Origin of the sequence: Ammoniphilus sp. CFH 90114 (assembly GCF_004123195.1) — a bacterium.
In the GTDB taxonomy this organism is placed as follows: Bacteria; Bacillota; Bacilli; order Aneurinibacillales; family RAOX-1; genus YIM-78166.
This window is the reverse complement of sequence record NZ_SDLI01000006.1, coordinates 155,563-175,172: the sequence shown is the minus strand read 5'-3', so window position 1 is coordinate 175,172 and position 19,610 is coordinate 155,563. Positions and strand designations below refer to the sequence as shown.

Sequence of the window (19,610 nt, the reverse complement as noted above, 5' to 3'; positions counted from 1 at the left end):
ATGGACATCCGTGAGGGATTGTTTTTTCCCTCTTCACACAAAAATCAATTATAATGAGAGATGAAATTAGAAGAGGAGTTTTCATATCATGGCTATCGTACTTCTGGCTGTCTGGATACTAGGTGGTGTCATTTGGTTTACGGATGGTAAGCGAATATCGACTAGGTGGGCAAGCGCCACAGCGTTTATTGGAGGATTTGGATTCCTTGCTGGGGTTATAGATGAGATCTGGCTTCCTTACTTTATGCAATCAAACTATCAAACGAACACACTGCTTCAGACTTTAGACTATCTAAGTAATATTTCTTCCTACATTTGTCAAGCGGGACTTCCTTATGCTTTTTTGATGTTTGCCGTCTATTCTCAGCCTGAAGGAGCAAAAAGGTTAAAAAAACATCTCTCGCTGTTATTATTCATTCCTATCTTGATCACGTGGTATGTAACGCCGATCATCCCGGAGCTTCAATTCCACTATGGTTGGATGGTTCTTTGGGTTGTTCCCTATATTTTAGTTGGTTCCTATCTAATTGTCATGCAGTTCGTAAAAGAACGAGATCCTATCATGAAAAGAAGTCATGTAATCACAATCATCCTTTGTGTGATCCCTGTTCTATTTGTCATGGTAACCATCTATATCTTCCGTACCATGGGATTATATGATGCATGGAAGTATAATCTTTGGATTATTGCAGCACAGTTCATCCTCTTTCTTATATTCTCATTGAAATATGGGGTCTTAGGGGTCAAGATTAGAGTTGAACGACATCGATTAGACACGACGTTTCGGGCGATGACCTCTGGAGCGGAAATTCTAAACCATTCTGTAAAAAATGAAGTTGGCAAGGTTCAATTGTATGCACATCGTATAGAGAACTATGCGGAGCAAACGCATAACGAAGCCCTACAGAAGGATGTAAGGGTGATCATGCAATCAACGGAACACTTACTTGCCATGGTGCAACGAATACGATCCAAGATGCAGGACATTACCTTACAAGAGAATTCACATGACTTAGTAACTGTTATTAAGCAGGCCGTCTCACAAGCTCAGCCCATCATGGCTTCTAAACAAGCGAACGTTATCATACCACCTCATGTAAGCATCAGGCTACAATGTGATGCCGTCCATTTACATGAAGTATTCACGAACTTGGTAGTCAATGCCGTAGAGGCACTCAGAGAAGACGGTGTAATTAAATTTAACCTCTATACGAGTAAGAGATATCTAGTCGTCTCTGTTGAGGATAATGGTTCTGGTATATCTAAGGAAAATCTTCCCTTTATATTAGATCCTTTCTTCTCTACGAAGAAAAATAGTTCTACTAATTTCGGTTTAGGTTTATCATATTGTTATAATGTTATGCGAAAGCATGGAGGACTACTAGAAGTTCATAGTGAAAAGAACCAAGGAACAACGGTGTTCTTATACTTCCCATTAGATAGACTGGTCAATTAAACACGAAGGAGGGTGAGCGAGTAATGAAGCCAATACGAGTTATGCTCGTGGAGGATGATCCCGTATGGTTAACTGGAATTCAGGATTTAATTAATCAAGAAGAGGACATGGAGGTTGTAGGTACGGCTGCAACCAAGACACATGCCCTTCATCAATTTGAATCATGTCATAGTGACGTCGTGATTCTAGACATTAATCTAACAGAGAACAATTTAGATGGGATTGAATTAGCGCTAGATTTAATGGATAGAAAGGAATCAACTAAAATTATCATGATGACATCCCTTACCCGAGAAGAAGTGATCGTAGACTCTTTTTCAGCCGGTGTTGTCAATTATCTAAACAAATTACATTTTAAAGAGATTGTTCCCGCGATTCGTGATGCATACCATAATCGATCCAACATCCACCCTTCAGCCGCTTTGGCCTTGCGACAAGAATTTCTTCGCTTGAAGCGAGAAGAGGATCAAAATCTCTTGACTACATCAGAAAAAGAAATTCTACAGCGAATCCACAAAGGTGAAACCCAATCAGAAATGGAAAAAAGCTTGTTTATTTCCAAACGAACAATCAAGAATCACATTAATCGAATCTTAAAGAAGATGGGGCTAAAGTCGAGTAAGGATGCAGCCGCTATCGCAAAGAAGAAAAAAATGATTTAAATTTTTGTGGGCCCTCACTGAATGGGTCCTTTTTTTGGGCAGAAAAACGTACTCTAGGGATTACATAGGTTATCCTAATCAGGACAACCTAACCATATATTCTTTAGTTGTGAAAGGAGAAAGAGAATGATCGTTGGAGGCCAAGCTCCATTATTCACAGCGGACGCATACTACCAGGGTAGAAAAATGAAGATAGATCTCCAAGATTATCAAGGGAAGTGGGTTTTTCTCTTCTTTTATTCTTCTGATTTTAGCTTTGTTTGACCTACCGAATGCGCTTGCATAGCGGTTCGTTATGCTGAATTTCAAAGTTTAAATTGCGAAGTCTTGTCCATCAGTGTAGATAGTATCTTAGCCCATAAAGTTTGGGATGAGACTGAATTGTCGAAGATGGTGGAGGGCGGGATACCTTATCCGATGCTCTCAGATCAAAATGGTCAAATTGGAAAAATGTACGATATATACGAAACGGATACAGGGAAAACCAAGCGAGCAACTTTTCTTATAGATCCAAATGGAGTTGTTCAATCAGGAGAAGTAATGAATGGAGCAGTAGGTCGAAATGCAGATGAAATCCTTCGTCAACTAAAAGCTTATCAGCATTACCAAGCTACGAAAGAAGGAACGCCATGCGGTTGGCAGGTAGGTGACCCCACTGTAAAACCTTCTATGGATCTAGCCGGAGAAGTATGGAAGGAATGGAGACCTGAAATTCCGAAAGTTGAAAGGGGACAAAACATCAATGTCCAATAAAGAGTTTTATATGCAAATGTTCCAAGACTCAGGATATAACGATATGACCTATAAAGTGATATCCCAATCTATCCTTGGAGACCCTGGCTTAAACGAACAGCAGAAGATAGAACAACTAGAACAAATGAACGAAGCGTATGAGCAAGGAACAAACGTGGAAAATACCTATAGCTAAAATATAAACTAAGGCTCTGGACACTAATGTTTAGAGCCTTAGTTTTTTTATTCCTCTATGTCGGTATTTCCCTACTTTTAAATAGGTTAAACATAATGATGGCACAAACATGGGCACATATCGCAATAAGGGATAGAAGAATCTGTTGGTGATTGACGATGATAAATGCTGTTCCAATAACGAAGGCATCAAGGATAAATACCATCAAACCGATATTAATTTTAAACTTGTCTGATAAGAAGAGAGCAAATAAATCCAGACTATCTGTACTCACATCAAATAAAAACATGAATCCAACCCCGCTTCCTAGAAGGAATCCGCCTAACAGGGCGGAATAGAGCGGATCAAATAAAGGAACTATCGATATGGTACTGAAAAGGTGAACAATAAATGAAGTAACACCAATTCCTAAGAACCCACGATAAACAAAAGATTTTTTATAAAACCAAACCAGGATAAAGATAGGTATACTTAATATAAAAAGAGCAATCCCCACATTCAAGTTCCAAACATAATTAAGAAGGAGTGCTATGCCAATCATACCGCCGTCTACTAAGTTAGTCGGAATGATAAAAACATTAATCCCTAAACCGATTAATATACTTCCTATCATGACTACAAATATTTCTTTAAGCATTTTCATAAAGACCTCAGCTTTTTGATTTGGACAATGTCCTATCTATTCCTATGTAAACGAGTCATTCGATATGTATAAAAAAAAGCGTCCAAAGACGCTGATAACTCAATTTCGAATAGGTGGGATCGATATATGGGGTATGGGACTAATAACTTGAGGAACTTGTGGCAGAATCCCTCCTGTAAGCGGTACAAACGGCTGTGTAGGTACATAAGGTTGTTGTGGATTGAATACAGGTATGGCATAGCCAGGGATATAAGGGGAAGTGTAATACATGTAAGGGTACTGCCTATACGCCGAAAAGTATGGGGGAAAACAGTGGCAGTTACTCATTCCTATCACCTCTAATGTAGAATGTTCAACCCCTACTATCGTATTCACACTTACTTATCTGGTATATTGTCCGAAAACAAAGGTGCCCCTTCTTAGGAACACCTTTGAAAAATTATGGATTTCCGTTTATGGTTGGGGGAGACTCTTCTGGTATTTCGACTGCATCATCAATTTCACCATTATGTTCAAATTCACCGCTTCGACCACCAGCTAAGCCTTCATTAGTAAAACGATCAATATCATCTAAGTTGTTTTTCTTTTTTAAGTTTGCATCTTTTGGATTCATGTTTCTACTCCTTTGTTGATGATGGTAGTGACTTTCTTATTGCTCAAATCCTTCCCTTGGTATCTGAGCATCTTCACCAGTACCTTGCGCGTTCTCAATAACGGCATCAATACTGCCCTCCATATAAGCGTCAGATACTTGTTCATGCGTAATTGCTAGTCCTTTATTAAGTGTGGAATTGGATTGATAATCCTTGGGTTCATACATTTTTTCAGCTAATTTGTCATCAGTAGAAAATCTGGATTGGTCCATATAGTTGATCTCCCTTCAAGTTCACTCTTTACATAATGTTTGTTTTTCATCCTTAAACTATGCTTTATAGACATAAAATACGAGAGAACGGTAGCCCAAACCGTTCTCTCGTAAAAATAGGGAAACATCTTGTTGGCTTCCCCAATTTGAATTGTATGTTCAATATGTCGTTTTATGTGATTTTATTTTTTCTTCTTTTAGCACTCGAAGAGACACCTATAATGATGGTAACAACAGCACCCAAAACCCCGGAAGCAAGTAAAGTAATCATTTAGGGACACCCCTATAAAACAATATGGATAATCCATTGAGACCTTCGTTACCCAGCTTATGTCGATTCATCAAGTATCGTGACAATAGACTTGAATTCACAAATGTAACAGATAGGCATCTAGTCGCATAGCCTAAAGAGGTAATAATTTCTAGCTAAAGAAAGGTGAGCCTATGTTCTATCATGTTAAAGAATTACAATACCAAGCTAAACCAGAGCGACCAGATCCTGTATTCGCTAAGAAATTACAAGAAATTTTAGGCGGAGCCCACGGAGAAATTACAGTGGCTATGCAATATTTGTTCCAAGGTTGGGCAAGTCGTGCTGATGCTAAATATCGTGATTTACTTCTAGATACCGGTGCAGAAGAATTAGCACATATTGAAATGCTGGCAACTATGATTGCTCGTTTATTAGATAAAGCTCCTGTACAGCATCAAGAAGAATTTGTTTCTAAGGATCCTATTGTAGCTGCTGTGCTGGGTGGTATGAACCCTCAGCATGTGATCGTTTCAGGATTAGGAGCTCAACCTGCTGATAGTGTAGGGTATCCTTGGAATGGACGTTATGTCGATGCCAGCGGAAATTTGTTGGCGGACTTTCGTTCGAATTTGGTGAAGGAGTCAAATGGCCGTCTCCAGGCTGTAAGACTATATGAATCTACAACGGACCGTGGTGTAAAAGATATGTTGTCATTTCTCATAGCTCGAGATACCATGCACCAGAACCAATGGCTTGCTGCTATTGCCGAACTTGAAGAAAGGGAGGGACGCACCGTTCCGAACACATTTCCGCGACAACTCGAGAAACAAGAAGTTTCGTATGCTTTCTTCAATCTTTCGCGAGGTGAGGAAAGTGCTGCGGGTAGATGGGCAAAAGGACCGAGTCCAGATGGCTTAGGTCAGTTCCAGTATGTTTCCCAACCAAAACCTTTTGGTGAAAAGCCTGTATTAAAACCGGCACCTCCTTTTGTCCACAATACGATGCCTCCCTTGCCGCCGAAAGCCATGCCAAGTATGCCACCCCATATCTAAACAAAAGTTAACAAAATTACGAGCCTTCGTCTAATACGTTGGCTTTTTTTGTTATTATTCGTAGCGGATTGTACAAACTAATAGAAATAGATGGTTCGGGAGCGTGAGTGCATTGGACGTCGTGCCATGGGGATTAATCATTACACTTGGAATCCTAATCTTCATTTCTGCTTTTTTCTCTTCAGCTGAGACGGCTTATTCTAGTTTAAATAAAATAAGATTGAGAAATTATGTGAGTGAAAAAAAAACAGGTAGTGAAAAGGCGTTATACATCTCTGAAAATTTTGATCATGCTTTGTCCACGATATTGGTTGGTAATAATGTAGTTAATATTGCTGCTGCAAGTATTTCCGCGAAAGTCGCTACAGATTTATTCGGGGCGAGTAGTGGACTCGTCATTAGTACAGTTGTGATGACTATTTTAATTCTCATTTTCGGTGAGATCCTACCTAAATCTTTTGCGAAAGAGCATGCAGAGACTTACGCTTTAAAAATATCAGGTTCACTACATTTTCTCATAAGATTATTAACACCGATTAACTTCCTATTTTCTAAGTTACGTTCTTTCGTGACTCGTGCTTTTTCAGGTGGTCAAGAAAACGTACCTTCCATTACTGAGGAAGAAATTAAGGTTATGGTAGATATTAGTGAAGAAGAAGGGGTTATTAATAAAAATGAGAAGGAACTCGTTCATCGTTCCCTTGACTTTAATGAAATCATGGTAGGTGAGATTCTGACACCTCGCATTGATATGACCTCTATTGAGGTAGGACAACCTGTTGAAGAAATAAAGCATTTATTCTTTGAAGAAAGATTCTCTAGGGTTCCTGTCTATGAGGAACATATCGATAATATCATTGGCATTCTATCTGAACGAGAGTTCCTTACCGCTCTATTACAGGAAGATGAAATTCATGTAAAGTCCTTACTAAGAAAGCCCATGTTTGTAGTCGGTTCCATGAAGATAGCATCCTTGCTTCCTGAACTGCAGAAGAGTAAAAGTCACATGGCTATTGTGATTGATGAATACGGCGGTACAGCTGGATTAATTACATTAGAGGACATTTTAGAGGAATTAGTCGGTGAGATTTGGGATGAACATGATGAAAAAATCAATGTGATGACGAGACTGAATGAGACTACCTTTGTTTTTGACGCCCAATTTCAATTAGATGATTTTTCTAAGATCCTCAATATTCCTCATCCTGATAGTACTTATCATACAATTGGAGGGTGGATCGTGGAACAATTAGAGAGAGTGCCTATAAATGGTGAACAGTTTTGTTATGCAGATTACCAAATTATAGTAGAAGAAGTGGAGAATCGCCGCATCAGAAAAGTAAAAGTAGAAGCAACCCAAGCTTAGTAGAATAAAAGAGAGGGTCCCGGCTATAGGTGCAAGCTAGTGGTTTTTCCCATATAATCACAAAAGAAGGCTTCTCTCAACTGTGATGTTGAAAGAAGCCCTTTTTGTTTTATTTAACTCTGGCTTGTATTCTGCCAAATGTTAAAATTACCTTGCTATTCTACACCCCGTAACGGAACCCTTTACAACTAATGATCACTCTCTTTTTGAGCTTGACGTAAGGGTTCGTTTAATCGAAATTTGGGGTCTTGTTCATTTTCTTTGGGTTTAAAAGCAGGATCAATAGGATTGCTCTCCAATGGAGCTTTACCTTCTAATGGATGGTTTTCTTTCATATTGTAAACACCCCTAAATCAAAATTCTTTTTCGAATTTATCTTCCCCTAATCCCTCATGAATATCGGTCCATTTACAAATTTTTTATACTACCCCCATAAATATCCACTTGCATCGAATCTTATAATCGACTCAAAGGCAAAGTAGCATATATCAATCGTAAGGGAGTGTTAATTATGAAGAAAATCGTTGTTTCTTGTCTGGCTATGTCACTCATTTTCAGCTCTGGGCTATATGTAAAAGATGCAGGTGCAGCGCCACCACATAAAAACGATTCACCCGCTTCGGTGCAAAAGAAAACAGGATTAGAAAATGCCTTATCAAAAGGAAATAAAAACGATGTAGCCAAAGCAGCTATCCAAAGAAACATGGTTAAAAAAGAGGGGAAAATGGTGCCTCAACCGGTAGAACCGGTACCTGCTGATGTTACACTTTCTACTCTTACTATTGGTGGCTTAGATGCTAGTAAGCTGGAAGGACTATCGACTTCAGCTGGTGCAACGTTGGAGGTTGCAGAATTCACTAATTTTAAAGGTATTTCTTTTTCAACGAATAATAAGGATGTAAACACTACGGTATCTGTTAATAATTACGTGCTGCAACCTGATAGACTGGCCAACTTCATGTTCAGATCCGGAGACAAAATTGTTATCACAGTGAAAGATGGAAGTACTACTCAGACTTACACCATTCAGCTTGTTTCTTCAGTGGATTTAAGTTTGAATAAGTTTACTATTGGTGGTCTTGATGTAAGTAAATTATCAGAACTTACAACGACGAAAGGTGCAATTTTTAAGGTAGACAGCTTTTCTAATTTTAATGGGATTGAAATTCAACCGAAAAATAATCAAGCCAATGTTACGATCAGTTTAAATGGTGATAATCTCCCATCTTCTCAATGGAAGGATATTCAACTATTAAACAATGATGTCATTATCGTAACAGTTAAGGAAGGTAGTAATACGCTAAGCTACAAAATCACCTTAGTCAAGGATGCTATCCTGAAGTTAGACCAATTCAAGATTGGCGATAAGGATATTACAAACCTGTCGGGTTTGACTAGCGCCTCCGGAGCACTTCTTCAAGTAAGAAACTCTGATGATTTAAGAGGGTTAGATGTTTTGACCACAGATAATAATGCAGATATTACGATTAATATTAATGATGTCACCTATTCTCCTAGCCAGTATAGAGACCTAGCATTTAGAGTTGGGGATCGTGTCGCTTTAACCGTCAAGAATGGCCAGTTCGTAGAAGTGTATAAAGTGAAGCTGATCAATGAAGCTGATTATCCTTTAAAGAAATTTACCGTAGGGGGAATTGAGCTGAGCACTTGGGCTGGACTCACTACGACGAATGGAGCCGAAATTAAGCTTGAACAGCTAAAAAACCTAAATGGAATAACAGTTGAAGCAAAAGATGCTGACGCTACCGTTACAATAAGTGTAAACGATACAGTAATCCTTTCAGGACTTTCTAATTTTGCATTGAGAGCGAATGACAAAATTGTAGCGAAGATCAAAGAAGGGGATACAACTCAAACATTCCAAGTAACGATTAGGTAAAACACGGGCTATCCCACATCGGGATAGCCATTTTTTGTCTAGTAATGACAGGTATAGTAAAACAAGGTATGATACATGTAAATAAATCACATAAGGAATCATCAAGCGATAATAAGAGATAAGAGAGGTGATATAAAGGATGATGCCTTCCTATATAGATCAACCAGAGGGCGTTTTCCCTTCTGTATGTTCTTTAGACTGCCCAGATACATGTGGACTTCTTGTACACAAGAAGGAAGGGAAGATTGTAAAGATAGAGGGGGATCCCACCCATCCGATAACCCAGGGTGCCATTTGTAATAAAGTAAGGAACATGCCAGCTAGACTCTATGATGTCAACCGCCTTGCCTATCCAATGAGAAGGATAGGAGCTAAGGGAGAAGGACGATTTGAGCGAATTAGCTGGGACGAAGCGGTAAAAACCATCGTACAACAGTGGACCCGCCTCATTCATGAGCATGGTTCCGAATCTATTCTGCCTTACAGCTTTGCAGGAAATATGGGCAGGTTAAATATGGTTGCGATGGGCAATCGTTTTTTTGAACGTCTGGGAGCAAGTAGACTGGATCGAACCATATGCAATGCAGCGGGGAATACCGGCTATCGATATACGATGGGAGCGACCTACGGAACAGACCCAGAAGATACCATCCACTCTAAACTTCACATCTATTGGGGATGCGACGCTTTCAATACGAATATGCACCAAATCATGTTTTCGGAAAAAGCAAGGAAAAACGGGGCTCAAATTGTCGTGATCGATGTACAACAAAACCGAACAGGACAGTGGGCTGATTGGTTTATTCCGATCGTACCGGGTACAGATGCCGCCCTAGCCCTTGGTCTTATGCACATCCTGTTCAAAGAGGGGTTTATTGATGAGCATTTTATGCATGAATATACCCTGGGCTTTCAGGAATTAGCCGAGCAGGTAAAGGAATATGATCCAGAGACGGTGTCCGCTATTACAAAAGTTCCCGTGGCAGATATATATCGACTAGCCCGTCTGTATGGGGAAACTAGTCCTTCTTTTATCCGAATCGGGAATGGGCCACAGCACCATGACAATGGTGGTATGTTTGTACGCACCGTCTCCTGTCTACCTTCCCTTACAGGACAATGGATGGTAAAAGGAGGAGGGGCACTAAGAGAAAACGGTGATTTTGCTATGCTGCAATTTCCTTCCATCCCTTACAATCGACAACAGAAACCAACACGACTCATTAATATGAACCAAATTGGAGAAGCTCTTACGGAATTTAGTCCCCCGATCCATTCCTTATTTGTGTATGGGACTAATCCGTTAGTCGTTACCCCTGACTTGAACAAGGTTAAGAAGGGATTTGCTAGAGAAGACTTATTTACCGTAGTCCATGATCTGTTCCTAACGGAAACAGCAAAATATGCTGACATTGTATTGCCAGCCACTTCTTCCTATGAAAACTTAGATATCTACACTTCGTATTGGCATCACTATGTCCATTTGCAAAGGCCAGTTATGGAACCGTATGGAGAAAGTAAGTCAAATGTTGATGTATTCCGCTTATTGGCCCGTGGGATGGGTTATCAAGATAAGGAATTATATGAAACGGAAGAGGATGTTTTACGAAATGTTCTGAGTCAATCGGATAATCCCTACTTAAAAGGAATCAGCCTTGATAAGCTGAAGGAAAAGTCATTTATGAAGCTGGACCGCAATAATGGCCCCATGTTCCCGAATAAACTCCCAACCCCCAGTGGAAAAATAGAGCTCTTGTCTGAAAAAATGGCAAGTATAGGGTTGCCTGCGTTACCCGTGTACGCTTCAATAAAAGAGGGAGAAAAGTATCCTCTTCTGTTCATACCAGGACCTAATCGGGGTTTTCTTAATTCAACCTTTTCTAATAATGAAAAGCATATGTCTATGGAAAAAGGGCCGTTTCTTCATATTCACCCTAAAGATGCAGGAGAAAGATGCATTAAGCAAGGTGAGATGGTTCGAGTCTTCAATGATCGAGGTGAATGTGAGTTCGAGGCACTTGTAACCGAACGAGTCATTCAGGGGACCGTTGTGACTCATGGATTATGGTCTGATCAGCCAGGTACTAAACGTTTAGTTAATTCCCTTACATCCAGTCGTCTAGCGGACATGGGTGGAGGAGCTACTTTCTTCTCAACAAAAGTAGAAGTAAGAATTTGTTAAAACAAAACACAAAAAAACTCCGAGCAATGGAAACTCGGAGTTTTTTAATGAATAACCCCATCTTTATTTTCTTCTAGTATCATACGAAAGAAATAATACAGATCTAGTTTATGTTCCTCTGCAACCACTTGTCCGTTAGGGTAACGCATATCCGTTTGACGTATATCGTCCTCACTTTTTGGTTCTTTAAGCCAAGCCATAAAGTCTTCATCTTCCTTGAGATGGTTTAATACATGAAGAAGTTGTGGGTCAATGACAACGATTTTGGATTCCTTTTGCATTCCTAATCACCATACCAATCCTTGTGCTTTCCTTTATTGTTACTTATGAGGAAGACATTATTCATATAGGGATCAAGGTTAAAAAAAGTTTAGCCAAAAAGAATTATTTTTGTCATAATAAGTTTAGATATTCTGAAAAAATAGGCAGAGAGGAAATGACCCGGAATGAAACAGGAAAGGTTATGGTTGACCTATATTACATTAGCTGTTGCAACAAGTATTTGGGGAACAGCTTTCATTGCAGGCAAGTATGCAGTAGAAAGTTTTGAACCGATTACCGTTGCGTTTTTAAGATTTTTGGGAGCGACGCTGATCTTATACCCGTACATGAGATACAGGGAGAAGGATCGAGCTAAACCAACTCCAAGAGATTGGGGTCTCTTTGCTGTACTAGGTTTAACCGGTATAGCCATTTACAATATTTGTTTCTTTATGGCTAGTAAATATGCACCGGTAATCAAAAGTTCTTTACTCATAGCTTCTAATCCCGTGTTCATTACTCTTTTTGCTGGTCTATTTCTAAAAGAGGTAATCTCTAAAAATCACATTGTAGGAATGGTTATGGCTTTATTAGGAGTGGGGTTCATCATCTCTCAAGGAAAACTCGATGTTATCCTTGGCCTTCAATTTGAATTCATCGATCTCATCTTATTAGGAGCTATTTTAAGCTGGGCAGCTTATAGTGTTGTAGGGAAAGTCGTGCTGAATAAATACAATGCTGTGGTCTCCACAACTTACGCCTGTGCCTTTGGAACTCTATTCCTATTTCCCTTCACAATCATGGAAACCACATGGGCAGATATTACGCAAGCAAGTCTAGCAAGTTGGCTCTCCATTTTACACATGTCTATTTTTGTTACGGTCGTCAGTTTTATTATGTATTACGATGGCATACGTAAAATTGGGGCGTCTAAGGCCTCCATCTTTATTAATGTAATGCCCGTATCAGCCGTTGCTCTGTCCGTCATCATCCTCGGAGAACAATTTCAATTTTACCATTTTATCGGTGCCTTCATGGTGCTTGGTGGTGTTTATATCAGTACACTTAAGCTAAAAACGATGAAGAGCAGCAAAAACGAGGTAAAGTCCGCATAGTAGGATATTTAATGCAACTAAAAAAGTTGGGCTTGGATGAAGTATGATAAGAAACAATCATACTTTTTCAAGCCCTTTAACTTTCCTATTGACAAAGTCCATAATTATCCATTAATATTTATTTGAACAGTGTTCAATAAAAAGTAGAGGTAAATGTTCATGTCACCAAGAAAAGCTGTAGATAAAGAACTGACTAGAGAAATGATTATGAATGTGGCTCGAATGCTTTTTGTTAAGCAGGGGTACCAGCATGTATCGATGCGAAAAATTGCAGCGGAGCTGGGTTACAGCCATGGAGCTATCTACTATCACTTTAAGAACAAAGCTGAGCTTTTTTACGCCCTCGTAGAGGAGGATTTCTCTTTACTTAATCATGAGTTGGAAGAGGTGATGAGTCTATCAGCTCCTTCCATAGAGAAGATAAGACAAATATTATTAAGGTTCATTCGGTTTGGACTTACACACCAGAATCACTACGAAATTATGTTCCTATTAAAGGATGAAGAGGTTAGGGGGTATACGAACGAGGGACCTAATCGAAGCTATGACAACTTTGCCTCATCCTTATACTTACTAAGTGAACAGAAATTAAAGATTAAAGAAATCTGGTCTATCTTTCTCATGCTGCATGGATTTGTTGCCCATTATTGTCGAAGTGATCAAGACTATGACGAGGTAAAGGATCTTGCAGAATCCCATGTGGACTTCATTATGAGGGCGATAAGGTAATTATTTTTTTGAGTTTATTTGAACAGTGGTCAATAACAAGGAGGTCATGACATTGAAAAAAGCATTAGTATTAGGAGCTTCAGGAGGCATGGGCAGCGCAATTGTTAGAGAACTAGTAAGCAGAGGAACTCAGGTTCGTGCCTTTGCAAGAAACAGAGATAAGTTAGAAAGCATGTTTGGGACTCTCGATGAGGTGGAAATCTATTCTGGTGATCTCTTTAACGAGGAGTCTCTTTCCCAAGCAGCAGAAGGAGTGGAAATCATCTATCATGCAGCTAATATTCCTTATCAAGATTGGGCGACTAAACTACCTACTCTTATGAATAATATTCTTGGAACAGCCAAGAAACACAGAGCCAAATTGGCCATTGTCGATAACATCTATGCTTATGGAAGAAGTTACGGAACCCTTATAACAGAACAACACCCTAAAGATCCTCACACAAAAAAGGGAAAACTTCGACTGAATGTAGAACAATTAGCGAAAGAGTCAGGAGTCTCTATGTTCATAGCCCATTTTCCAGACTTCTACGGTCCGGATGCAGATAACACGCTATTGCATTTCCTATTCAAGTCCATTGTCGAAAATAAGAAAGCCATGTTTGTCGGCAAGCAAGACATCGCAAGGGAATATATCTTTACCCCGGACGGAGCCAAGGCGATAGTTGATCTGTCTTTACAAGATGACACATATGGTGCAAACTGGAATGTACCTGGATATGGTGTCATTACGGGTGCAGAGATTGTCAAGATTGCTAGAGAGACAACAGGTTACGAGAAGAAGGTTTCGACAGTGACAAAAAACATGATCCGAATGCTTGGCCTATTTAATAGTGGGATGCGGGAGTATGTAGAGATGTTTTACTTGAACGAAGAACCTGTCATTTTAAGCGGCGAGAAGTATGAACAGAAGTTTGGAAAATGGCCAAGAACCTCATACGAGGAAGGGATTAAGTTAACCCTAGAGCACTTAGCCAATCGGAGGGATAATACGAAGTCATGACAGATTTAGTTATACGAGGTGAATGTACGATCAGTCCTATGATCATACCTGTGAATAATGGACTGAAAAGCATTAATTTTTACTTACTCCGAAACGAGGAGGGGTTGACCCTTATTGATGCAGGATTGAACACAGAAGAATGCTGGAGTCATCTAAAGCTGGGTCTCGACAAAATCGATCAGTCCTTAGAGGACATAAACCAAATTCTTATCACACATAACCATCACGACCACGTTGGACTTGTTAATCGTGTTATGACAGCTTTACCTAGAGAAATTCCGGTGTATGCACACCAGGAAGCCATACCCCGATTAAAAAGAAACAAAGAGTTCTTTTCTATGCGAATCGATTTCTTTCAACAGCTGTATGAAGAAATGGGTTGCGGAGAAGCAGGGGAGAAACAAGTGAAAAAGTTAAGGGAAGCCATGGCCACTAATGAAAAGCACGCTATTCAGGCAGATATTATTCCCCTTCTTCCAGCAGGGCGTATAGCTAATTTAGATGTAATAGAGACACCGGGGCACTCCCCAGATCACGTGTCATTCTACGATAACAAGAATAAATGGTTATTTGTAGGCGATCATGTACTTGAACATATCTCCAGCAATGCCATGATCGAACCTACTAGCGATGGGAAGAGAAGGAAAAGCTTAATCGATTATTCAGAATCCCTAAAGATCTGTGCTAAGGTCGATGCAGATACATTGTTCACAGGGCATGGAGAACTCATTACTACTCATCGTGAATTCATTGCTGCTCGACTCCAACGACTCAATCAGAAGGCCGAAAGATTCCTGAGTGTCATTCAACAAGGTGTCACGACAGCAAGCGAATTGGCTCAAGCGAGTTATCGTCACAAGTATCAATCAGAGTTTGCTTTAGTCATGTCAGAGATTATAGGACATTTAGATTACCTAGAAGTTGCCCAGAAGATTAACAAGAAAAAAATGAATGGAGTATGGCATTACATAACGGTATAAAAAATAAGGCTACCACATGGTAGCCTTGGGTAATTACAATATTTCCAGTGCATGCAGGAACACAACAATAATCGCTAGCGGAACTAGATAACGAAGCAGCGTAAGCCATACCTTGTAAAAGGTTAGAGAAACCGACCTCCCTGCATCTAACTCCGTTCTTAAGATTTCAGGCTTGATTTTGAACGAAACAAATATCGAGATAAAGAGGGCACCGAGAGGCAACAAGATATTACTCACAAGGTAATCTGCTGTGTCAAAAATACTTTTTCCAGCGACGGTGAACTCACCTAAAGGCCCAAATGACAAAGCGGAAGGAATACCTAGCATATATATAGCTATCCCAATGATCCACGACCACTTTTTCCGCAACTTCTCGTTACCTTTTGTAATCGACGCAACAATAATCTCCAACATCGAAAAGGCAGAAGTTAGAGTAGCAAATAGAAACAACGCAAGAAAAGCCATGATGAACCATGCCCCGAAAGGAATCTTTTCAAATACGGAAGGCAGCACATTAAATAAGAGTCCCGGACCGCCAGCCGGCTCTAAATTTAGGGAGAAAACCGCGGGAAAGATTGCTAGACCTGCGAGTAATGAAATAAATAAGTTCAACCCGACTATAGAAGTAGCTGAACGTGTAAGACTCTCTTTTTTAGACAGATAGGAGCTGTAAGTCACCATAACAGAAGCCCCGATGCTTAAAGAGAAGAAGGATTGTCCCAAGGCATAAAGAATAGCTTCAGCTGTTATTTTTGAGAAATCAGGATATAGAAAGAAAGTAATTCCTTTCCATGCACCTTCTAGGGTTAATGAGCGAAAAATAAGAATGATAAACAAGATAAAGAGAGCAGGCATCATATATTTGCTTGTTTTTTCTATGCCTTGCTGAACTCCACGTGCTACGACAATACAAGTAATGAAGATAAATACGAATTGCGCTCCGAGAGCTTCGACCGGACTAGAGATGACTCGTCCAAATAGCTGTTCATACCCGCCTTCAGTGCCTAACAGTTGACCTGTTATAGAACGATAAAAGTAAGAAATAACCCAACCACCTACAACACTATAAAACGATAACAAGATAAAGTTGGTTACGACTCCCATTCGACCTACAAGATGCCAAGCAGAGCCAGGCGCCAAGGTTTGATAAGCACTAATGGCCTCCCTTTGCGTACTCCTTCCAATAATAAATTCACCTAATAACAGAGGAAGACCAAGAAAAATAGTAAAGAGCAAGAATAATAGAAAGAAAGCCCCCCCACCGCTCGTACCGGCTACATAAGGAAACTTCCAAATGGCCCCTAGACCTATTGCAGATCCCGCAGCGGCAAGAATAAAGCCTAACTTGGAGCTCCATTGTTCAGTAGTATTCAAGTGACTGCACTCCTTTTTGCGCTAATTAACCTAATTTAATATACTACAAGTGAAAAATCAACCCTATACTCGTCAAGATATTAGATAATAGTTATACGATATTTATACAAAACATTGACATCACAAACCACTTTTGCTACTAATGAAGTAGTAAAGAATATTGGAGGTTAGGTGGGATAAGATGGAGTTGTTTGAGAAGCCCATTGTTGTAGTTAGCAAGTGCTTAGGATACGATGCATGTCGGTATAATGGCGAGATGCTCGAGGATCCCATACTGGAGAAATTGGCACCTTTTATCAAGGTGGTTACGGTCTGTCCTGAAGTTGAAATAGGCTTAGGTATCCCCCGTGACCCGATTAGAATCGTTGATCTAAGTGGGGGAGGCGTGCGATTAGTCCAGCCTGCGACAGGTAAGGATTATACAGAAGAGATGAATCGCTTTTCCAAAGACTTCTTCAATTCCCTTGAAGAAGTAGACGGTTTTATACTCAAAAGCCGGTCTCCTAGTTGTGCGATTAGAGATGCAAAAATATATTCGGGGTTAGAAAAGGCACCTGTTATTGGAAAAAGCGGAGGCTTGTTCGGTCGCTTCATGATGGAAAACCTCTCCCACTTGGCAATTGAAGAGGATGGTAGGCTAAAAAATTATAACATTCGAGAACATTTTTTCATAAAGTTATTTACATTATCCAAGTTTCGATCCTTCAAGAAGACCCTATCTTTACCCTTACTTATAGAATTTCAAAGTAAAAATAAGTACCTATTTATGGCGTATCACCCGTCAGGACAGAAGAGATTAGGAAGCATTATTGCTAATCCTAAACGAAAGCCTATAACAGAGGTATATGTGGACTATGAAAAAGCCCTCTACGAGGTATTGAGTAGGCCCACCTCGAGTGGTTCTAATATCAATGTGTTGCAGCATATCATGGGGTACTTCAAAAAAGAGTTGAGTGCCAAAGAGAAGTCCTTCTTTCTTACTCTCCTGGATCGATATCGTGAGCAAAAGGTACCCCTCAGCAGTCCTCTCGGTGTACTAAAAGCTTGGGCTGTTCGTTTTGAAAATGAATATCTAATGAAACAAACGTACTTTGAACCTTATCCGCATTCCCTTATCGAATTATTAGACTCAGGAAAAGGCAGAGATCTGTCATGAGGAGGCCGTGATGGAAAAACAAGCGCTGAGAGTTGCCTCACGGGCTGGTATTGTAGCTGGCTTAGTCTTAGGACTTTTTTTAAAAGGAATGGAAGTTCTGACACAGACTAAAGTCTATACTTTACTCTTAAATCTCGATTATATTCCGTTTCTTAATCAGTTGAACTTACCGGAAATTATAGAGTTTTTATTCCATATGATCGTATCCGTTATCTTAAGTATTATACTCATGTTTATCATTCGACTGCGATCATGGTCAAAGCAGAAAACCTTTAACCTAATCGTTACTATCTCTATTTTTATAGGTATTCTTCTATACCCTACTACAGTCTTGTCCGAGCGAACACCCGGTCTGTTTGATCTAAGCGCCATAGCGTTTTGGATAGTGGGCCACGGTATCTATGGCATTGTACTTGGGTTCTACCTATGCAACCGATTCAAAGATGATTTAGAAAGGGATATTGAGTTACAATGAAAGTAAATGAATAACAATAATGACTAAGAAGGAGAGACAAGTTGAGAATCTTATCAATTGAACCTACCCCAAGTCCTAATGTAATGAAATTAAATATGGATAAAACACTACCGACTGGTGTCTCTTTGAATTTCACTTCAAAGAAACAAGATCATTCGCCTGAATATATCACTAAGCTTTTAGAAATTGAAGGCGTTGAGGGGGTATTTCATGTTCACGATTTTATAGCCCTTGAAAGGCATCCCAAAGCAGATTGGAAACAGATCCTTTCCCTAGTAGGCGTGGTATTTGGCGAGGCTTTATCCCTCGATCAGAGGACTGATACATCTCCATCTACCACCTTTGGTGAAGTAGAGGTTCTTGTACAAACATTCAAGGGTATACCCATGCAAGTGAAAATCATGAACCAAGGCGAAGAAATGCGGTTCTCCTTGCCAGAAAGATTCGGGAGAGCCGTGATGGCTGTACAAATGGCTTCAGAGAATCTACTTAAAGAACGAGAATGGCAGAATTACGGTTTCCGTTACGGTACATTTAAGGAAGTCGGAGAAGACATAGTAAATGAGCTGTCCGCAACTCACGGGGAACAGCGTCTGCAAGAGCTTGTCGCGCAAGCCATAAGTCAAACCCCGATTAACCTGAACCAGGAGGAAAAAGAATCACCTTCTAAGTTAGATCATCATCACCCAGATTGGGAGGTAAGATTTTCTGCTCTCGAAAGAATAAATCCGACAATCGACGATATTCCGATTCTCGCTCAAGCGATAAAAGATCCTAAAATGTCCATTCGTAGACTGGCTACTGTATATTTAGGAATGATAGGAAAACCGGAATGCTTACCCTATTTATTTATGGCTTTAAAAGATCAATCACCCGCTGTCAGGCGGAGCTGGAGATGCACTATCAGATATAGGAGACCCATTGGCAATAGGTCCCATGTCAGCCATGCTTAACGATTCTAATAAGTTGGTTCGTTGGCGGGCAGCTCGTTTTCTCTATGAGGTAGGCGATGCTTCCGCACTTGTTGCCCTGAAAGAGGCTGTTCACGATTCGGAATTTGAAGTTAGCTTACAAGCCAGAATGGCTGTGGAAAGAATAGAAAGAGGCGAGGAAGCAAGCGGAACGGTATGGCAACAGATGACTCAATTAAAAAACGTAAAGAATAAGAACGAGTAATACACTGGGGGAATATGCTCGATCTAACTCCCTC

At 40.0% G+C, this 19,610-nt stretch carries 22 protein-coding genes; 16 read left to right on the top strand and 6 right to left on the bottom strand.

The features are described from left to right. Positions 1–88 precede the first annotated feature (88 nt). From EIZ39_RS15145 to EIZ39_RS15125, 4 genes are all read left to right on the top strand, one after another. Complete coding sequence (locus EIZ39_RS15145; protein ID WP_129200821.1) at positions 89–1,456, top strand: sensor histidine kinase; 1,368 nt, start codon at positions 89–91, stop codon at positions 1,454–1,456. Between the two features lie 23 nt (positions 1,457–1,479). After that, on the top strand, positions 1,480–2,118 hold the full coding sequence (locus tag EIZ39_RS15140) for a response regulator (RefSeq protein WP_129200820.1): 639 nt from the start codon (positions 1,480–1,482) through the stop codon (positions 2,116–2,118). Between the two features lie 126 nt (positions 2,119–2,244). Beyond that, the gene (locus EIZ39_RS15130; RefSeq protein WP_255433971.1) at positions 2,245–2,871 is read left to right on the top strand and encodes a peroxiredoxin; all 627 of its coding nucleotides are present in this window, start codon (positions 2,245–2,247) and stop codon (positions 2,869–2,871) included. Beyond that, positions 2,861–3,046 carry a hypothetical protein gene (locus EIZ39_RS15125; protein WP_129200817.1) on the top strand — a complete coding sequence of 62 codons (186 nt, stop codon included), beginning with the start codon at positions 2,861–2,863 and terminating at the stop codon, positions 3,044–3,046. The genes EIZ39_RS15130 and EIZ39_RS15125 overlap by 11 nt, the downstream gene beginning before the upstream one ends. 55 nt (positions 3,047–3,101) lie before the next feature. On the opposite strand, the gene EIZ39_RS15120 is transcribed toward EIZ39_RS15125, so the two are convergent. The 3 genes from EIZ39_RS15120 to EIZ39_RS15115 all read right to left on the bottom strand — a co-directional run bounded on the left by EIZ39_RS15120 (position 3,102) and on the right by EIZ39_RS15115 (position 4,554). Further along, entirely contained in the window at positions 3,102–3,689 is a 588-nt protein-coding gene (locus tag EIZ39_RS15120; RefSeq protein ID WP_129200816.1) for a YitT family protein, read from the bottom strand. A 439-nt stretch (positions 3,690–4,128) separates the two neighbouring features. Beyond that, positions 4,129–4,302, bottom strand: coding sequence for a hypothetical protein (locus EIZ39_RS26685; RefSeq protein WP_164985115.1), 174 nt, complete (start codon positions 4,300–4,302; stop codon positions 4,129–4,131). A gap of 36 nt (positions 4,303–4,338) precedes the next feature. Beyond that, on the bottom strand, positions 4,339–4,554 hold the full coding sequence (locus EIZ39_RS15115) for a YozQ family protein (RefSeq protein ID WP_129200815.1): 216 nt from the start codon (positions 4,552–4,554) through the stop codon (positions 4,339–4,341). Between the two features lie 444 nt (positions 4,555–4,998). Between EIZ39_RS15115 and EIZ39_RS15110 the strand changes: the two genes are divergently transcribed. Next, the gene (locus EIZ39_RS15110; protein WP_129200814.1) at positions 4,999–5,859 is read left to right on the top strand and encodes a manganese catalase; all 861 of its coding nucleotides are present in this window, start codon (positions 4,999–5,001) and stop codon (positions 5,857–5,859) included. A gap of 112 nt (positions 5,860–5,971) precedes the next feature. Beyond that, positions 5,972–7,225: a hemolysin family protein gene (locus EIZ39_RS15105; protein ID WP_164985132.1), complete on the top strand. Its 1,254-nt coding sequence runs from the start codon at positions 5,972–5,974 to the stop codon at positions 7,223–7,225. A 188-nt stretch (positions 7,226–7,413) separates the two neighbouring features. Here the strand turns inward: EIZ39_RS15105 and EIZ39_RS26680 are convergent, their stop codons facing one another. Beyond that, positions 7,414–7,560 carry a hypothetical protein gene (locus EIZ39_RS26680; RefSeq protein ID WP_164985114.1) on the bottom strand — a complete coding sequence of 49 codons (147 nt, stop codon included), beginning with the start codon at positions 7,558–7,560 and terminating at the stop codon, positions 7,414–7,416. A 176-nt stretch (positions 7,561–7,736) separates the two neighbouring features. Here EIZ39_RS26680 and EIZ39_RS15100 point away from each other — a divergent pair, with 176 nt between their 5' ends. Together EIZ39_RS15100 and EIZ39_RS15095 are read left to right on the top strand one after the other, a co-directional pair. Continuing rightward, positions 7,737–9,125, top strand: coding sequence for a hypothetical protein (locus tag EIZ39_RS15100; RefSeq protein WP_129200813.1), 1,389 nt, complete (start codon positions 7,737–7,739; stop codon positions 9,123–9,125). A 142-nt stretch (positions 9,126–9,267) separates the two neighbouring features. After that, positions 9,268–11,307 carry a molybdopterin-containing oxidoreductase family protein gene (locus EIZ39_RS15095; RefSeq protein WP_129201028.1) on the top strand — a complete coding sequence of 680 codons (2,040 nt, stop codon included), beginning with the start codon at positions 9,268–9,270 and terminating at the stop codon, positions 11,305–11,307. Positions 11,308–11,351: 44 nt separating this feature from the next. On the opposite strand, the gene EIZ39_RS15090 is transcribed toward EIZ39_RS15095, so the two are convergent. Continuing rightward, positions 11,352–11,588, bottom strand: a complete 237-nt coding sequence (locus EIZ39_RS15090) for a hypothetical protein (RefSeq protein ID WP_129200812.1) — start codon at positions 11,586–11,588, stop codon at positions 11,352–11,354. A gap of 165 nt (positions 11,589–11,753) precedes the next feature. On the opposite strand from EIZ39_RS15090, the gene EIZ39_RS15085 reads away from it, so the two are divergent. From EIZ39_RS15085 to EIZ39_RS15070, 4 genes are all read left to right on the top strand, one after another. Continuing rightward, positions 11,754–12,683, top strand: coding sequence for a DMT family transporter (locus EIZ39_RS15085; RefSeq protein WP_129200811.1), 930 nt, complete (start codon positions 11,754–11,756; stop codon positions 12,681–12,683). A 159-nt stretch (positions 12,684–12,842) separates the two neighbouring features. Beyond that, entirely contained in the window at positions 12,843–13,412 is a 570-nt protein-coding gene (locus tag EIZ39_RS15080; RefSeq protein ID WP_129200810.1) for a TetR/AcrR family transcriptional regulator, read from the top strand. Between the two features lie 52 nt (positions 13,413–13,464). Then, positions 13,465–14,415: an SDR family NAD(P)-dependent oxidoreductase gene (locus EIZ39_RS15075; protein WP_129200809.1), complete on the top strand. Its 951-nt coding sequence runs from the start codon at positions 13,465–13,467 to the stop codon at positions 14,413–14,415. Beyond that, positions 14,412–15,395, top strand: a complete 984-nt coding sequence (locus tag EIZ39_RS15070; RefSeq protein ID WP_129200808.1) for an MBL fold metallo-hydrolase — start codon at positions 14,412–14,414, stop codon at positions 15,393–15,395. Before EIZ39_RS15075 ends, EIZ39_RS15070 begins: the two co-directional genes overlap by 4 nt. Positions 15,396–15,428: 33 nt before the next feature. Here the strand turns inward: EIZ39_RS15070 and EIZ39_RS15065 are convergent, their stop codons facing one another. Continuing rightward, positions 15,429–16,769, bottom strand: a complete 1,341-nt coding sequence (locus tag EIZ39_RS15065; RefSeq protein ID WP_129200807.1) for a sodium-dependent transporter — start codon at positions 16,767–16,769, stop codon at positions 15,429–15,431. Between the two features lie 181 nt (positions 16,770–16,950). Here EIZ39_RS15065 and EIZ39_RS15060 point away from each other — a divergent pair, with 181 nt between their 5' ends. The 4 genes from EIZ39_RS15060 to EIZ39_RS27750 are packed head-to-tail and all read left to right on the top strand — an operon-like array spanning position 16,951 to position 19,576. Then, the gene (locus EIZ39_RS15060; RefSeq protein ID WP_129200806.1) at positions 16,951–17,925 is read left to right on the top strand and encodes a YbgA family protein; all 975 of its coding nucleotides are present in this window, start codon (positions 16,951–16,953) and stop codon (positions 17,923–17,925) included. 10 nt (positions 17,926–17,935) lie between these two features. Continuing rightward, positions 17,936–18,400, top strand: a complete 465-nt coding sequence (locus tag EIZ39_RS15055) for a hypothetical protein (protein WP_129200805.1) — start codon at positions 17,936–17,938, stop codon at positions 18,398–18,400. 41 nt (positions 18,401–18,441) lie between these two features. Further along, on the top strand, positions 18,442–19,353 hold the full coding sequence (locus tag EIZ39_RS15050) for a virulence factor (RefSeq protein WP_368666323.1): 912 nt from the start codon (positions 18,442–18,444) through the stop codon (positions 19,351–19,353). Next, positions 19,322–19,576 (top strand): HEAT repeat domain-containing protein, encoded by a 255-nt coding sequence (locus EIZ39_RS27750; RefSeq protein WP_368666322.1) that lies wholly within the window; start codon positions 19,322–19,324, stop codon positions 19,574–19,576. The genes EIZ39_RS15050 and EIZ39_RS27750 overlap by 32 nt, the downstream gene beginning before the upstream one ends. The last annotated feature ends 34 nt before the right edge of the window (positions 19,577–19,610 follow it).

Coding starts and splice junctions, on each gene's coding strand:
- EIZ39_RS15145 (WP_129200821.1), top strand. CDS start 89: ATGGCTATCGTACTTCTGGCTGTCTGGATACTAGGTGGTGTCATTTGG.
- EIZ39_RS15140 (WP_129200820.1), top strand. CDS start 1,480: ATGAAGCCAATACGAGTTATGCTCGTGGAGGATGATCCCGTATGGTTA.
- EIZ39_RS15125 (WP_129200817.1), top strand. CDS start 2,861: ATGTCCAATAAAGAGTTTTATATGCAAATGTTCCAAGACTCAGGATAT.
- EIZ39_RS15120 (WP_129200816.1), bottom strand. CDS start 3,689: ATGAAAATGCTTAAAGAAATATTTGTAGTCATGATAGGAAGTATATTA.
- EIZ39_RS26685 (WP_164985115.1), bottom strand. CDS start 4,302: ATGAATCCAAAAGATGCAAACTTAAAAAAGAAAAACAACTTAGATGAT.
- EIZ39_RS15115 (WP_129200815.1), bottom strand. CDS start 4,554: ATGGACCAATCCAGATTTTCTACTGATGACAAATTAGCTGAAAAAATG.
- EIZ39_RS15110 (WP_129200814.1), top strand. CDS start 4,999: ATGTTCTATCATGTTAAAGAATTACAATACCAAGCTAAACCAGAGCGA.
- EIZ39_RS26680 (WP_164985114.1), bottom strand. CDS start 7,560: ATGAAAGAAAACCATCCATTAGAAGGTAAAGCTCCATTGGAGAGCAAT.
- EIZ39_RS15100 (WP_129200813.1), top strand. CDS start 7,737: ATGAAGAAAATCGTTGTTTCTTGTCTGGCTATGTCACTCATTTTCAGC.
- EIZ39_RS15095 (WP_129201028.1), top strand. CDS start 9,268: ATGCCTTCCTATATAGATCAACCAGAGGGCGTTTTCCCTTCTGTATGT.
- EIZ39_RS15090 (WP_129200812.1), bottom strand. CDS start 11,588: ATGCAAAAGGAATCCAAAATCGTTGTCATTGACCCACAACTTCTTCAT.
- EIZ39_RS15085 (WP_129200811.1), top strand. CDS start 11,754: ATGAAACAGGAAAGGTTATGGTTGACCTATATTACATTAGCTGTTGCA.
- EIZ39_RS15080 (WP_129200810.1), top strand. CDS start 12,843: ATGTCACCAAGAAAAGCTGTAGATAAAGAACTGACTAGAGAAATGATT.
- EIZ39_RS15070 (WP_129200808.1), top strand. CDS start 14,412: ATGACAGATTTAGTTATACGAGGTGAATGTACGATCAGTCCTATGATC.
- EIZ39_RS15060 (WP_129200806.1), top strand. CDS start 16,951: ATGGAGTTGTTTGAGAAGCCCATTGTTGTAGTTAGCAAGTGCTTAGGA.
- EIZ39_RS15055 (WP_129200805.1), top strand. CDS start 17,936: ATGGAAAAACAAGCGCTGAGAGTTGCCTCACGGGCTGGTATTGTAGCT.